Below are 14,850 nucleotides of genomic sequence, written 5' to 3'. Positions count from 1 at the left end.
TATAACAATTACTTTATATTAACATATAAAACAAGGAGTTCTTGTGTCTAAAACATCTACCAGCAATTACATTTTGGTTTCTAAACCATTTGATTTCAGGGGGAATGAACGATTCAACGGCATTCAAGAAAGTGATTTCCATTTTACAGGGGCCGCTTCTCTTGCTTCTGTGAAAAAGTTCAGCAATCGTGGTGATGGCGATATTTATACGGTTAATGGGGGCAAGACAATTGTCCAGCTAGAAGCTGAACTTGTTAAATTGAATGATAAAATCGCTCGTTTGAATGTAACCTATTATGTTTGGGAATCTAGTTTTGAAACGACGAATTTGCCTGATCGAGACAAACTTTATTTTACTGCATACGAAGATATCGATTTGGGAGAATTCTTTGGTTCGACTACTGATGGAAACGTGACAAAATCTCGTAGCTGGGATTTTTCTATAAAGCCGAAAAAAGCTGTTTATAAGGGTTCTTTATTTGGCGTCAACCATAGGTGGAATCGGTTTGATTCCTCGTCTTATCCATCTGTAAATAAAAGTCAGTCATGGATGCCGGCATCTAGCTTGGAATTTAAAGTTGATGATGCCGATAAAGAATTGATTAAAGGCGGCAATATTGGCATAAGAGGTAAAGTTGAATTCTGGATTCAGGTGACTGAAGAACGTGATGAAACAGACGAAATATTACCCTCATTCGTAATGGAGAAGGTATCTAGAAAACAAACTGATGGTACTGTTCGCAAAGTTAAGGAAATTGATGATAAAGCCTATTCTGTATTGGGATGTGGATATGACATTACAGGCGAATATGCTTCTATAGACTATGTGAAACAGCCTGTTCTTGATCTTGATGCTCTTAAAACGCATAAGCGTGTTGAAAGGAATGATAATTCATCTATAACGTCCTCGCATTTTTCTGGATCAAATACAAAGGAGGTTTCTACAAGTTATGACAAAGAAATCGGGGCTAGCGCTTCTGTTTCGATGTTTGGTGTAACGTTCAAAAACGAGACTTCAAAGACTGTTAAGGATAGCGATTATAGTAAGAGTACTACTCGTGTCGCGTCTACAAAAATAACGATGAAAAAGAGTACTTACAGAATTGACGGCTATCAGGAATTAGGATATTTGATGCCGTTCTTAACGGATAAGTTTAAAAGAGATCTTGATACTCTCTCTGCAGATAGAATTATTTCGTTATATGGAACGCACGTGATTTTGGGGGCTGTTCTTGGGGCTCGTGTGAACTATGCCATGAGCTACTTGCAGTCCGTTGCAAAACATTCGCATTCGGAAACGTTTGCAACGGCATCAAGCGTTTCGTATGATTCGGCTGGTAAATTGCATGGAAATCCTGTCCCTCAGTCTAATGCGGCAAAGGCTAGTGATGCTGTGATGACTATTTCAAACAACAATTTCATTGATTGCACGATTAACAATTACCTTGTGGGTAATGGAAAATCATCGTCTAGTCAATCGAATGGCGGGAATATGTCGGGGGGGAGTTCTTCTAAAATCGGAGGAAATGCATCGCTGAAATATACAGAGACGACTTCTGCAGATGTGAACGAAGAAAATGAATCTACCCAAATATCGATTTCTGGTTGCGGTGGCGACGAAATGTATTTGGCCCAGTTTTTAAGAGGAAATCGTGAGTTTTCGGGAAAATGGGCTGATTCTCTGGATGAATCCAATAGCTGGGTGTGGTGCGACTTTGTCAAGGATACGCTTATCCCCATTTACATGCTTGTTCCCAATAGTACAAGGGCGAAACAGATTAGGGATGCTTGGATGACTTATCTAAAGAATCGTGGTTCTTCTATTGTTCCGATGGGTGAAAAGACGCTTTCTTGTCATTCGGTTCTTCAAGGTTCGGAAAAAGATGTGATCGGTCTTCGTGGCGATTTCGATGTTTATACTGAGGATGGAGCACTTTCTCAGTTCCAGTTGATGTTTACGCCGATAAATATTGATGGCGGAAAAGTTGCTGTCGCTGTTCGCTACAAGGTGTCGGAAGGCTATATGCAGGGCGGTAATGCTACCTTCTTGCAAATGTCCAAGGTGATTGAAATGCCTTGCGACTATTCTTATAAATATGCCGTTTCCCCTGATGTGAAGCCCTATGAATCGGCTGTTTTTTCTTATATAGGGTATGTCCATGGCTGGATAGACATTACGGAACAACTTGAAAGCTGCCCGTATGTCGATACCAAGAGCAGTCGTGTGCTTGTCAAGATAGATGGACCTGCTGATGATGACCGGCCCAATTTGAAGATCTCGGCAAAGTTCTGTGTTCCTGTTATCTATTATAAGCGATAATTCTGTTGTTGGGTAATATGAACGAAAAACCACCAGCTATGGCTGGTGGTTCCTTTTTTTTTGCTGTGACTAGCGATTAGCCGAGAGCGGCTATGATCGCGTCACCCATGCCGGTCGTGCCGACCTTGGTGCAGCCTTCCTGGTAGATATCACCAGTGCGGAAGCCCTGGGCGATGACCTTTTCGCAAGCCGCTTCGATGGCCTTGGCCGCTTCTTCTTCCTTGAAGGTGTAGCGGAGCATGAGGGCCACGGAGAGAATCTGGGCGAGCGGGTTAGCGATGCCCTTGCCAGCGATATCCGGAGCGGAACCACCGGCCGGTTCGTACAGACCGAAGGAGCCTTCGGCGATAGAAGCGGACGGGAGGAGGCCCATGGAACCGGTGAGCATTGCGCATTCGTCGGTGAGGATGTCACCGAAGAGGTTCGGGCAGAGCAGCACGTCGAATTCACGCGGGCGCTTCAGAAGCTGCATAGCGGCGTTGTCCACGTAGAGGTGTTCGAGAGTCAGTTCCGGGTAGTCCTTGATGACTTCGTTCACGACTTCACGCCAGAGCACGCTGGTGGTGAGCACGTTGGCCTTGTCGATGGAGGCAACCTTCTTGTTGCGGAGCATGGCGGCATCGAAAGCGAAGCGGGCAATGCGTTCGACTTCGTAGCGGCTGTACTTCATGGTGTCGAAACCGATTTCTTCCTTGGAGCCCGGAACGCCTTCGCGGCCCTTCGGCTGGCCAAAGTAAACGTCACCCGTCAGTTCGCGGACGGTAAGGATGTTGAAGCCGTCGCCCACGATATCGGCGCGGAGCGGGCAAGCACCGGCGAGTTCCTTGTAAACGCGGGCCGGGCGGAGGTTGCAGAAAAGCTTGAAGTGCTTACGGAGCGGGAGGAGAGCGCCGCGTTCCGGCTGCAGGTTCGGGGGGAGGTGTTCCCACTTCGGGCCGCCCACGGAACCGAAAAGAATACAGTCAGAAGCTTCACCCAGCTTGAGGGTGCTTTCCGGCAGCGGAGAACCGCTTTCGTCGTAGGCGGCGCCACCGACGTTTGCCCATTCGGCGTTCACGTCGAAACCGAACTTCTTGGAAACCACGTCCAGCACGCGGACAGCTTCTTTCATCACTTCGGGACCGATACCGTCGCCCGGAAGCACTGCAATCTTGTAATTCTTGCTCATTTTGAGTCCTTGGTTTAAATTTTGAACGGAACAAAAATAGTAAATTGTGGGATGCCTAAGGCTTTTCCGTGAGGTTTGGAGTGTTTTTTAGAGTGTTGATTCTTGGTGTTCTGATGGTTTTGGTTGGCTGTGGCCCAAAAGACGAAGCTATAGACCAAAAGGTGACGACGGCGGAATTGTCTGCCGCAATGGTTGCGAAAAATACGCCCCCCGCGAAGCCTGTTTCCGTTACGACTTATAGCATTTTAGATTCGGCTCTTTTTAAAAAGTTTTTTGATGACAGAATGGCTCGGTCTGTTAATGAATTAGAAGCTATTAGTTCGAAGTTAAAGCTTGTGCAAAATGCACCTGATAGTGCAAAACAGCAATGTTCTTATAAGGTTTGCTTTTCAGATGTTGATGGAGTCATAACTCGGCATCCGTGTTCCTTGGATTCTGCACTGCTTGTGAATGTGGTGAAGAAAATGAATGGTGAAGACTCTCTGAAGGGACTTCGTTTTAAACTGCAATCCATAAGCTATGCGCAATCTGTCATTGAAGACTTTCCGACAATGTCAAAAATAATTCTTAATGAGGATGGTTCTCTTGAAGCGACCTGTGCTTCAAAAGAAGGAAAGACTTGCGATCATCTTTATGCTCAAGTGGTTGTATCCAAGAAGTTTTCAATAGAGCGATTCCTAGAAGAAGAAGGCTCGACTTGGGTGCCGGAACGTTACTATGTTGGCATCGATGAAAATAATTTCGCCAATGATTTTGAAATGGCTTTACTGCTGGCCTCTATTTTTGAAAGGAGTCTTAAGCACTTCTATTGGGGAAATGAGGTTGATTCCTTGATTTCCTTTGAAATGTGTTATGAAAATGGTTTTGCGGTTCCCTGCGGATTGTCCCCAAAGGAGCGTGATATTGTGAAGAAAACAGTTGAGAATTATGGGGATACTTTAATTGCTGTTACTTACCAAAAAAGTCTAACAATGAAAGCTTTTGCTTATGATGGAATGACTAGCAAGCATTTTTGCAAATCCCAGGACGGAATTCATTGCTGTGAATTGTATGCGCTAGTGAGGGAGAAAAATGAAGAATTAGAGAAGTTCTGTAAAATGCTTGAAGAAAAAAATGTAAAACATACATGTGCCGGAGCGATGGATTTGTGTTACGCTGTAGATTCTAGAATGGCTTTGTATCGCTTTAGCACTAAGGATTTATATGCGGCAAAAGAAGAACTGTCGCATGGAGATATAATGCCGAGCAGTGATGGGATGTTGTACAAAAAAGACGGAACGTTTCTTGGTTCCGAAAGAAAGCATAATATAGTTCCGAAACCAGAATGAATTTGATTTTCAAACGTTAAACTGACAAAAAAGCCGCACCATCGGCTATGCCGATGGCCGGTAAATTGTTCGGGTGAAAATGTAGATGCGCTGCCGCTTATTTCCCGGCGGCGGTCATCTTTTGAAGAACGTCTCCGACGGTGGCATCGAGCGAAAGGTCGAGCGACGTGCCTGCGGCGCTTTCGAGGTCTCCGAGAACCATCAGGATTTCAAAAGAATCGATGCCGAGGTCCACGACAGGCACGTTTTCCTGCGGTTCTACTTCGGGCTTGATATTGTGTTCTTCGAGAAGGGCGTTAAAATCTGCGAGAGTCATGTTGTTTCCTATGTTTTGCCGTGTGCCGGCGTTAAACTTTTTCGAGCATCAGGGCGGAATTGTGCCCGCCGAATCCGAACGATGTGCTGATGGCACAGTTGATTTCACGATTTTGGGTTTGCTTGGGCAGGTTTAGCCCCTCCATCGGGGTTCCGACGAGATTGCCGTGAACGATTCCGTTCTTGATGGAATACGCCGTTACGGCGGCTTCCAGGGCGCCCGAGGTGCCGATGGCGTGCCCCGTCATGCTCTTTGTCGCATTGATGATAATGCTGTCGAGTTCGGAGCCGAAAACTTCGCGGAGTGCTGTCGCTTCCATCTGGTCGTTGACCGTTGTCGCCGTCCCGTGCGCGTTGTAGTAGTCCAGTTTTTTCCCTTTCGCCATCTCCTTGAGCATCGAGATGACTTGCTCGGGGTAGTCCGGCATCTTCACGATATGGAATGCGTCGCAGCAGGCGCGGAAGTCGGTAATCTCGGCGTAAATCTTTGCGCCCCTGGCCTTCGCGGATTCGTATTCCTCAAGGATAAGCGTGCATGCGCCGCCTTCGCAGAACAAGAAGCCGCTGCGTTCATCGGAGAACGGGCGGGGGAGACCGTCGGGTGAACGAGTCAGCGCCCCGAGCACGTCGAATGAGCGGAATATCATTTGCGATGAGCAGTTCATGCGGTCGGCGCCGCCGCAGATGGCCATCTTGCTCTTGCCCATGCAGATATGCTCGTACGCCGCGCCGATCGCGTCCGTACCGGACGCGCACGCGGTCGCGATGATTTGCGACCGCCCGTGGATTCCGAACAGGATCGAAATCCACGCCGGCACGGCGTTTGCCATGGTCTTCGGGTTCGATGACGGGTGCATGCGGCGGCCTGACGTTGTCGTGTTGTATGCGGCGTACAGGTCTTCGGCATCCATCGTGCTTCCGCCGAAGAATACTGCCGTATCGGGGTCGAATTTCTGGATTCCCGCGTCTTCGGCAGCCATGAGCGAGGCGACCGCCGCCGTTATCGCGTTGCGGGAGGCGAGCAGCAGCATCTGGCGGAGTTGCGCTTTGTACGGCGTGAGGTCTATTTCCGGGTAGGGCACGTACCACTTGGAGGTATTTGCTCCGTTGCAGTAGCTCTCGTCAGTCGGCATGATGACCGGTTCCATGGCCATGAGCTTGTCGAAAAACTCCTGCCCGGCACCCATCGCGACTATAGGCGCAATTCCTGTAATAACCACCCTGCGCATTATTTTGTCTCCTTTGACAGTACTTCGGCGAAATTGTCCAACAGGGGGGCGATTTCGTCGCGGTGATTGTTGAAGTAGAAGTGATCGCCCGTAAACACCTTGTCCATGAAAATCTTGCGGAAAGTCTTGTCCCAATGGCAGTAATAAGCGGGATCGACTATGAAATCATCTGCTCCGTGCAGCAGCATACCGCATGCGAGCCGCTCGTCGCCGGAGGCAAGCGTTGGCTTGTACGTGGCCACGGCCTTCATGTCGGCTTCCGCGAACCTGTAGAGCTTCTCGCACATCTGCTTGTTGTCGAGAATCTTTTGCGGCACGCCGCCCAAGCGCTTCGCGAAGGCGTACAGGTCCGTAGGCATTTCCTGGTGCTTGCCGAGCGTTACGGAGTAGGGCGGGTTCTGGCCCGATACGACAACGCCCAAGGGTGCTTTCCCGTACTTGTTCTGCATCGCAAGTCCGGCCTCGCAGGCGATATATGCGCCCATGCTGTGCCCGAATAGTAAAAACGGTTCGTCTTCTTCCTTGTTGCCTTGGATGTAGTTTATGGCCGCATCGACGTATTGCTGAAAATCGTCCGGTGTTCCGTTGAATGTGAAATTGTTGCGGGGGTAATCGAAAACGAGAATTTTATCGAGGTGTCTGTATTCGTACTTGCGCAGGAAGGCATAATACAAAGAAAAGCCTCCAGCGTGTGGAAAGCAGAAAAGTTTCAAGCGGAAACTCCTATCGGGTGCGTTGTGGATGTGGTCAAGCACACGCAAAGATAATAAAAATGTGCAATAAATTTATAAGTTTATTGTAATTTTTTATAAATTTGTCTTGGAATTTACATACAGGGTATAAAAAAGCCTTTACGTTTGTTGTAAAAGCCTTTTCTCGGGGCAGGTAAACTGCCTTGATGTAAGGATGCCGAGGGTTATTCGCCCTGAGGTTCGCTTGCCATTTCACGCACGAGTTCAATGAGGGTCTGCACGCCGAAACCGGTGGCTCCATATTCGGTGTACTTCCACTTCTTTGTCGTGAAGGCCGTGCCCGCGATGTCCCAGTGGGCCCAGGCGGTATTCTCGGGGACGAATTCCTGCAAGAAAAGCGCTGCGGCGATGGCGCCAGCGTCGCTGCCCGTGTTCTTGAGGTCGGCGAACTTGTCCTTGAGCGCATCGGCGTATTCTTCTTCGAGCGGCATGCTCCAGAATTTTTCGCAGCAGGCTTCACCGCAGTTAATGACTTTGAGAGCGAGGTCGTCGTCGTTGCTGAAGAATCCGGTGATGGCATAGCCGAGCGCGCGGACCATGGCTCCCGTGAGGGTGGCGATGTCGACGATGTGCGTTGCCCCGATTTCGCCCGCTTCGGCAAGTCCGTCGCTGAGCACCAGGCGGCCTTCGGCGTCGGTGTTGTCGACCATGACGGTCTTGCCGTTCTTGGCCTTGAAAATGTCGCCCGGCAGTACGGACTTGTTTCCGATGGCGTTCTCGGCGAGGCAGCAGACGGCGCTCACGTGGACGGGAAGTTTGAGAGTCGCGATGGCCTGGATGGCGGCGAGCGCGGTGGCGGCACCGCTCATGTCGCTGATCATTTCGGGCATGGATTTGGGCGGCTTGAGGCAGAGGCCGCCGGTATCGAACGTGAGGCCCTTGCCGACGATGACGAGGTGGTCCTTGGACGTGCGCTTGGCGGGCTTGTAGTCGAGCGTAATCATGTACGGCTCGTGCGAGCTGCCCTTGCCGACGGTTACGTGGCCCATGAAGCCTTCCTTTTCGAGCTGCTTCATGTCGCGCACCTTGATGGAAAGGCCCGGCGTGTACTTCGCGATGGTCTTCGCGTTTTCGACGAATTCGGCGGGGTAGAGGTCGGCGGCGCAGGTGTTGATGAGGTTCTTCGCGAGGACGACCGCCTTGTTTTCGACGGCGACATCTTCGGCGATTTGCTTGAATGCGGCCGCGCGTTCGCCCGCGACAATCTCGTAGGTGACCTGGAAGTTCGGCTTCTGCTTGGTCTTGTAGGCGTCGAACTTGTATTCGGCGTAGTGGAGCCCGTGGAGGATGGCCTTGAACTGTTCTTCGGCGCAGTCGGCGAGCATCAGGCTCACGCAGCTGATCTGCTTTTTCATCGCCTTCTGGGCGAGGCGGTAGCCTGCCATTCGCAGGTGGTCGAGGTTCGAGAGACCGCGTTCCTTGGCGGCGTCTACGAAAATAGTCGGCTTGTCGTCAATTTCGAGGTATTCGAGGTCTTCGAAGGGGCCGTCCTGCATGCCGTCGAGTACCGATTCTGCCTGCTTTTCACCGACTTCGGTGAGAATGTTCGAAAACTGGATGGACTTTTTTACGAAAAATAGGGCATAGGCGTTCGCCTTGCCGGATTCCTTGATGCAAATATTGAGATTCATGTTTAAAATAATAGCAATTTTTTGCTTACAACGGCCCTCCGGGCGTGGCCTTGCCTTTTGCGTCTTCGAAAAAATTGATTTTTTGAAAAAAGAATGATGCTTTTCGGCTTTTTTTTGCTATAATGATAAATGAATATCCAAACGGAGGGTTATATGAACAAAAAAGTGGCAACACTTGGGATTGTTATGGTATCGGCGGCGCTCGCATTTGCGCAGGCTCCCGCCACAGCACCGGCGGCTCAGCCCGCCGAAGCACCCGCAGTAGCTGCAGAGGCTCCTGCTGAACCGGCTCCTGCCGCCGAAGCTTCCGCTCCGGCCACGAGCGACGTTGTCGCTGCCCCCGTCGAGCAGCCTGCAGCGGAATCTGCGCCTGTCGCGGAGGATGTTCCTGCTGAACCGGCTGCCGTTGCTGAACCTGTTGCGGCTCAGCCCGCACCGGTTGTCGAATCCGACCTTTATGGTAGCATGCCTGCTCCTGTGGCCGTTCGCGGCGTTGACCCCTCTACCGGAGAGGTCTATGGCAATCCGGCTCCTGTCGTAGTTCGCAAGCCGGCGCCGGCGCCCAAGAAGGCCGAATATCGCCCGAGCAGCGAACCTGTCCCGATGAAGTTCACCTTCGGTGTGCAGGGGTTCATCGGCATGAACACGCTTTCTGATGACGACTGGGATTTCGACGAATCTTACAGCGGTGTCGCCTGGAAGGTCGGTGCCTTCGCTTTGTTCCCGCTGAACGAGTACATGATGGGCTTCAAGATTGGCGCCCTCTATGACCACTCCGATGCGACCGGTTCCTACATGTATGGAACGAACATGGAAAAGGAGGCTCGTCTCAAGTTCAAGGCTGACCGCATCTCCGTGCCGATGCTTTTCTTGCTGAAGTCGCCCTATGCCAGCTTCACGGTTGATTTCGGTGCGCAGGTGTCTATTCCCGTGCGTGACGAATTCAGGTATTCCTTCGAAAAGTACAACAGCGAAACGAATAAAAAGGAACCCTACAAGGACAGTCACGACATGATTGCCGCGGACTACCGCAATTCTGCCGACTTCTCGCTTCTGCTCGGGTTCACCATCAAGGCTAATCGCTACATGTCGTTCGATCTCCGCTACGAATACGGTTTCTCGAACTACTATGACGAGGTTGGCGGATGGCGCATCAATGAACTTTCTTCTAGCACCCTGCTTCTCGGGTTCTCCTTCTACGCACTGTAATCTATGATCCTACCTATTGTTGCTGTACTTCTGGGGCTGGGGGTTCTAGTTTGGAGTGCGGACAAGTTTGTCGACGGAGCTGTCGGTGTCGCGCGTTTCTGCGGCATGAGCACGCTCCTTATCGGCATGGTAGTCGTCGGTTTTGGAACGTCGGCTCCGGAGATGGTGGTTTCGGCCCTGTCTGCGATGCAGAACGCTCCCGAACTGGCTCTCGGTAATGCCTATGGCAGCAACATAGCGAACATAGCTTTGATTCTCGGCATGACGGCGATCGTTTCCCCGGTCGTCGTTGTTCGTAAGGCCCTGTTCCGGGATCTCCCGGTTCTCCTGGCCGTGACCGCGGTTTCGTTTATCCTGATGTTGAATGGTTCTGTCGACCGACTGGACGGCGTCATCCTGCTGGTCCTGTTCGCCGTCGTGATGGGCCTCAGCATCTGGAACGAGATGAGGCGCAAGTCTGCCGACGGAACTGTTGATGCGGATGATCAGGGAAAGCCTTCGCTCGGTAAATCGCTCCTGTGGCTTTTGCTCGGGCTTGTGCTCCTGGTGGCAAGTTCGCGTGCTCTCGTGTGGGGCGCTGTGGAAATCGCCCGTGCGCTCGGTGTGAGCGATTTGCTTATCGGGCTTACCATTGTCGCCGTCGGGACCTCGCTGCCGGAACTCGCCAGTTCTATCGCTGCCGCCCGCAAGGGGGAAGATGACCTGGCGTTCGGAAACATTATTGGATCCAATCTTTTCAATACGCTTGCCGTAGTTGGCATTGCGGCTACGATTTCTCCGATGCATTCCTTCAACGCGTCCGTCCTTAGCCGCGATTTCCCGGTGATGGCTACCTTGACCATATTCCTCCTGCTTTTCGGACTCCCTGTGCGCAAGAGCCGTGTCGATGCGGATGGCCGTCGCGTGGGGAGAATCAACCGTATTGAAGGCTCCGTCTTCCTCGTGGCGTACGTGGGCTATATCGGTTTCTTGATTGCGCAGGCGACCGGAATCCTGGGGTAGCGTGCTTTTCCATTCCTGGTTCTTTATCCTTTTTGCCATAGCCGTCGTAGGGCTGTATTATGCTGTTCCCGTCGGCAAGGAGAATGCATGGGGCGGAAAATTCCGCCGCATCCTTATCCTGGTGGCGAGCCTCTATTTTTATGCGGTGTGGCGCCCCGAATACCTCGCGCTTATCCTTGCTACAATTGGCGTGGACTTCACGATGGCGCGGTTCATCGAGAGGTTCGGCCCTGTTGATGATACGCCCGGCGCGAATGTTAAAGCGAACATTAAACGGCGCATCGCACTTGTAATTTCTCTCTGCTTTGACCTCGGACTCCTGTTTGCGTTCAAGTATCTGGGATTCTTTGAGGAAACGTGGAACGCGATTGTCGCCCCGTGGATGGGGATGCCTTTGAACTTGCCCAAGCTGCTGCTCCCGATGGGCATTTCGTTCTACACGTTCCAGAGTCTGAGTTACGTGATTGACGTTTATCGCGGGAAGATACCCGCGTGTAGGAACATCGCGCAGTACGCACTGTACGTGACGTTCTTCCCGCAGTTGGTAGCGGGCCCGATTGAACGCGCTCCGCACCTGATGCCGCAACTTGCGCTCGAACATCGCTTTGATGTGGCGGATTTGCAGGCGGGCATGTTCCGCATATTGCAGGGTTTCTTCAAGAAGGCCGTGCTGGCGGACCACCTGGGTGTATTTGTGGATGCGGTGTTCAACCAGGTCGCTGCCGGGTATGCCATGCAGATGTCGCCGCTCGACCTTGCCATTGCGGGCGTGTGCTTCACGTTCCAGATATACTTCGATTTCTCGGGCTATTCGGATATCGCCATCGGTATCGCGCGGATTTTTGGCGTGCGCCTTATGGAAAACTTCAATGCGCCCCTGCTCGCGACAAGCATCTACGACTTCTGGAAACGCTGGCATATTTCGCTCACGAGCTGGTTCCGCGAATACGTGTACTTTAGCCTGGGCGGTTCGCGCAAGGGTCGTCCGCGCGCTATCGTGAACGTGCTTATCGTGTTTTTCTTGAGCGGGCTCTGGCATGGTGCCGCATGGACGTTCGTGGCATGGGGCGTGTGCCATGGCGTCGCCTACGTGCTCGAAAGGCCCTGGCGCAAGCTTCCGGTAAAGCACCCGTGGCTTGGTCGCATAAAGACATTTACTTTGGTTGTGCTGTTCTTCACGTTGTTCCGTGCTCCGGATTTCGCGTCGTGGCTGAACTACATGGCGGCACTCTTTAACTTCGGTTCGTTCGGTGACGTGGTGGATGCGTTCCGCAACGCAATTTGGGACGGTGTTGCCGTGCCCCGTGCCGTGCTGGTCAGTTGCTCCGTGGGACTTTCGATTTGGGGGGCGCGGGCGGTTATTACCCGTGGCGGTACGCGTGGTGCCATCGTAGGTGACGAACCGGGAGCATGGCGTTGGACCTGGTGCCTTGTCTATCTGTTGGCAATCATTTTCCTCGGCCGCTTTAGCGGGCAAGGGTTCATTTACTTCCAGTTCTAGGAGCGACGATGGATACGAAGACTAAAATCGCTCTCTGGTGTGTTCGCGGACTTGGTCTGCTTTCCATCGCGATGCTCGCGCTGTTCTTTAGCGGAGCGTTCCCGCAGTGGTTCACCGGCAGGGGAGACCTCTTCAGGCTCACCTCCGTCAAGCAGTACGAAGAAGTTGTCGATAAGCCGTACCGCCCCGACGAAAGCGTGCATACGGCGTCGCTCGATTCGGCAATCGTCTGGTGGTTGGGCGATAGCTTCAGCCGCGTGCAGTTCGGCCACAAGCCACTGCCCGAAGAAGTTTCGGATAAGCTTTCTACAGCGGGAATCGGGAAGGTTTCTGCGGTGGACTACGTCGACCTGCAGGGCTCCCCGAAATCGCTCTTTGCACTTGCCGCTGCCCGCGCCAAGGAAGGGAAGCCTGTTCCGAAGGTCATCGTCGTGGAATGCGTCGAGAGGAACGTGTATGCGAACTTCGGCGAAAATGCCGTCTACAACTATGGCGATGTCGCTCCCTGGAACGAGGGCCGTGGCCTCGCCTCGAAGATCAAGCGCATCCGCCGTCGCGCCTTCCTCGAGGCTCCGGGTGCGGTCGATTTCAAGATGCGCCGCTTCCCGCCGGTGGCCGAAATTCGTGAGTTGACCGATACCTGGCGTTATGCGCTCTATAGGGACAGGCATCCCGATGCGAAGGTCTGGCGTCGCCCAATGATAAAGGCGTATGACGGCACGATACAACCCCTGCCGGCAATGTCGAAGGTCGCGGACCACCTCCTGTTTTCTCCGGATACCGTCGTGGTTGGTGTTGGTCCGGAATATGCGTCGGAAAATGCAGCTCTCGTGAAGAACCTCCGGCAACTCGATTCACTGGCATGGACTTTCGGGGCGCGTATATTGTTCGTTATGCCTCCGAACAGGAATTCGCAATGGGTCGATGGATTCAATATCCGGTATAACGGCTTTTTTGATAGTTTTCTCCTAAATGACATTCGATATGTCAATCTGGAAGACCATTTTTCCAAAATTCGCCGCAGGAATCTTAAGGGGGTTCCGGAAGAGATTTTCTGGAGGACTGATTCCCACTGGAACGGAAAAGCGCATGCCGCGGCGAGCGAGGCTATCGCGGAAAAGCTAGTACGGATGATTAAGAAACCCGAGCCATTCTTGCCGGATGATCATCGGCGTTTGCGTGTGGTTCCTCGCATCTACAGGCAATATGTGCAGGCTGTGGACGCCACCTCTCGAGATTAAGTAGGCGGGAAGAACAGGTAAGCAATCGCAATCGCTGCAATCACGCCCACGGCGTCGGCGATGAGTGCGCAGGTGACGGCGTGGCGTGTCTTCTTCACACCCACAGAACCGAAGTAAACCGCGATGATGTAGAACGTGGTGTCGGCGGCGCCCTGGAACATGCAGCTGAGTCGGCCGGCAAAACTGTCGGGACCGAGAGCCTTCATGGCGTCGATCATCATGCCGCGGGCACCGCTTCCGCTCAAGGGCTTCATGAATGCGGTGGGGAGCGCGGGAACCACGTCGTTTCCGACCCCGAACAGCCCGAGCACCCACGAGATGCCGTTCATGAGCAAATCCATGGCACCGCTCGCGCGGAATACGGCGACACCCACGAGGATGGCGACGAGGTTCGGGATGATCATCACGGCGGTATGGAAGCCGTCCTTCGCGCCTTCGACAAACGCTTCGTAGGCCTGAACCTTCTTGTACACCGCGAGCCCGAGGAACGCGACGATGATGCTGAACAGCACGATGCCGCTGATGAAGAGGCTCGTGGTACCGATGGCTTCGGCGGTGAGGTGGCTGAAGTAGAACATGATGGCGATGACGCAGGCCGAAAGCCCGCCGAGCCATGCGACCGTTACCGGGTCTTTAAGCTTGACCTTCTGGAAAAAGCTGAGGGCGAAGATGCCCGCCATGGTGCTGAAGAACGTGGAAAGGAGAATGGGCAAGAAGATGTCGCTCGGGTTCGCTGCCCCCATCTGGGCGCGGTATGTCATGATGCTCACCGGGATGAGCGTGAGTCCGCTCGCGTTCAGCACGAGGAACATGATTTGCGAGTTGCTGGCGACAGTTTTGTCTTCGTTCGGGTTCAAGTCCTGCAACTGCTTCATCGCCTGCAGGCCCATCGGGGTGGCGGCATTGTCGAGCCCGAGCATGTTCGCGCTGATGTTCATGAGCATCGTGCCGACTACGGGATGGTCCTTCGGGATTTCAGGGAACAGGCGGCTGAACAGCGGGGAGACGATTTTTGCGAGAATCTGCACGGCGCCCGCCTTTTCGCCAATCTTCATGATGCCGAGCCAGAGGGAGAGAATGCCCGTGAGGCCGAGGGCGATTTCGAACGCGGTTTTCGACATGTCGAACGCGCCGAGGATAGCCTTGTTGAAGAT

Annotated in this window: 12 protein-coding genes; 6 read left to right on the top strand and 6 right to left on the bottom strand. The window is 52.6% G+C overall.

Annotated features, from left to right (window positions below):
- The first annotated feature begins 43 nt into the window (after positions 1–43).
- A complete protein-coding gene (locus tag IK012_RS10120; protein WP_290953945.1) occupies positions 44–2,320 on the top strand; it encodes an MAC/perforin domain-containing protein in 2,277 nt (758 codons plus the stop codon).
- 76 nt (positions 2,321–2,396) lie between these two features.
- Here IK012_RS10120 and leuB read toward each other — a convergent pair whose 3' ends face one another.
- Positions 2,397–3,488, bottom strand: a complete 1,092-nt coding sequence (gene leuB / locus IK012_RS10115; RefSeq protein ID WP_072978351.1) for a 3-isopropylmalate dehydrogenase — start codon at positions 3,486–3,488, stop codon at positions 2,397–2,399.
- A 95-nt stretch (positions 3,489–3,583) separates the two neighbouring features.
- Between leuB and IK012_RS10110 the strand changes: the two genes are divergently transcribed.
- Positions 3,584–4,816, top strand: coding sequence for a hypothetical protein (locus IK012_RS10110; protein WP_290953940.1), 1,233 nt, complete (start codon positions 3,584–3,586; stop codon positions 4,814–4,816).
- A 97-nt stretch (positions 4,817–4,913) separates the two neighbouring features.
- Here IK012_RS10110 and IK012_RS10105 read toward each other — a convergent pair whose 3' ends face one another.
- The 4 genes from IK012_RS10105 to IK012_RS10090 all read right to left on the bottom strand — a co-directional run bounded on the left by IK012_RS10105 (position 4,914) and on the right by IK012_RS10090 (position 8,743).
- On the bottom strand, positions 4,914–5,132 hold the full coding sequence (locus IK012_RS10105) for a hypothetical protein (protein ID WP_290953936.1): 219 nt from the start codon (positions 5,130–5,132) through the stop codon (positions 4,914–4,916).
- A 31-nt stretch (positions 5,133–5,163) separates the two neighbouring features.
- Positions 5,164–6,360 (bottom strand): beta-ketoacyl synthase, encoded by a 1,197-nt coding sequence (locus IK012_RS10100; RefSeq protein ID WP_290953933.1) that lies wholly within the window; start codon positions 6,358–6,360, stop codon positions 5,164–5,166.
- A complete protein-coding gene (locus IK012_RS10095) occupies positions 6,360–7,115 on the bottom strand; it encodes an alpha/beta fold hydrolase (RefSeq protein WP_290954038.1) in 756 nt (251 codons plus the stop codon). The genes IK012_RS10100 and IK012_RS10095 overlap by 1 nt, the downstream gene beginning before the upstream one ends.
- Before the next feature lie 161 nt (positions 7,116–7,276).
- A complete protein-coding gene (locus tag IK012_RS10090; RefSeq protein ID WP_290953930.1) occupies positions 7,277–8,743 on the bottom strand; it encodes a M17 family metallopeptidase in 1,467 nt (488 codons plus the stop codon).
- A 153-nt stretch (positions 8,744–8,896) separates the two neighbouring features.
- Between IK012_RS10090 and IK012_RS10085 the strand changes: the two genes are divergently transcribed.
- The 4 genes from IK012_RS10085 to IK012_RS10070 are packed head-to-tail and all read left to right on the top strand — an operon-like array spanning position 8,897 to position 13,696.
- Entirely contained in the window at positions 8,897–9,952 is a 1,056-nt protein-coding gene (locus tag IK012_RS10085; RefSeq protein WP_290953928.1) for a porin family protein, read from the top strand.
- Between the two features lie 3 nt (positions 9,953–9,955).
- On the top strand, positions 9,956–10,954 hold the full coding sequence (locus IK012_RS10080; protein WP_290953925.1) for a calcium/sodium antiporter: 999 nt from the start codon (positions 9,956–9,958) through the stop codon (positions 10,952–10,954).
- Positions 10,926–12,455, top strand: coding sequence for an MBOAT family protein (locus IK012_RS10075; RefSeq protein WP_290953922.1), 1,530 nt, complete (start codon positions 10,926–10,928; stop codon positions 12,453–12,455). Before IK012_RS10080 ends, IK012_RS10075 begins: the two co-directional genes overlap by 29 nt.
- An 8-nt stretch (positions 12,456–12,463) precedes the next feature.
- Positions 12,464–13,696: a hypothetical protein gene (locus IK012_RS10070; RefSeq protein WP_290953919.1), complete on the top strand. Its 1,233-nt coding sequence runs from the start codon at positions 12,464–12,466 to the stop codon at positions 13,694–13,696.
- On the opposite strand, the gene IK012_RS10065 is transcribed toward IK012_RS10070, so the two are convergent.
- The coding region (locus IK012_RS10065) for a nucleoside recognition domain-containing protein (RefSeq protein WP_290953915.1) at positions 13,693–14,850 on the bottom strand (1,158 nt) is incomplete at its 5' end. The genes IK012_RS10070 and IK012_RS10065 overlap by 4 nt on opposite strands.

Origin of the sequence: Fibrobacter sp., assembly GCF_017551775.1 — a bacterium.
Lineage (GTDB): Bacteria > Fibrobacterota > Fibrobacteria > Fibrobacterales > Fibrobacteraceae > Fibrobacter.
The sequence above is the reverse complement of the archived record's forward strand: the minus strand, read 5'-3'. Positions and strand labels throughout refer to the sequence as shown.

Excerpts from the sequence above, each read along its gene's own strand:
- leuB (WP_072978351.1), bottom strand. The coding sequence starts at position 3,488 with ATGAGCAAGAATTACAAGATTGCAGTGCTTCCGGGCGACGGTATCGGT.
- IK012_RS10085 (WP_290953928.1), top strand. The coding sequence starts at position 8,897 with ATGAACAAAAAAGTGGCAACACTTGGGATTGTTATGGTATCGGCGGCG.
- IK012_RS10090 (WP_290953930.1), bottom strand. The coding sequence starts at position 8,743 with ATGAATCTCAATATTTGCATCAAGGAATCCGGCAAGGCGAACGCCTAT.
- IK012_RS10105 (WP_290953936.1), bottom strand. The coding sequence starts at position 5,132 with ATGACTCTCGCAGATTTTAACGCCCTTCTCGAAGAACACAATATCAAG.
- IK012_RS10070 (WP_290953919.1), top strand. The coding sequence starts at position 12,464 with ATGGATACGAAGACTAAAATCGCTCTCTGGTGTGTTCGCGGACTTGGT.
- IK012_RS10080 (WP_290953925.1), top strand. The coding sequence starts at position 9,956 with ATGATCCTACCTATTGTTGCTGTACTTCTGGGGCTGGGGGTTCTAGTT.
- IK012_RS10100 (WP_290953933.1), bottom strand. The coding sequence starts at position 6,360 with ATGCGCAGGGTGGTTATTACAGGAATTGCGCCTATAGTCGCGATGGGT.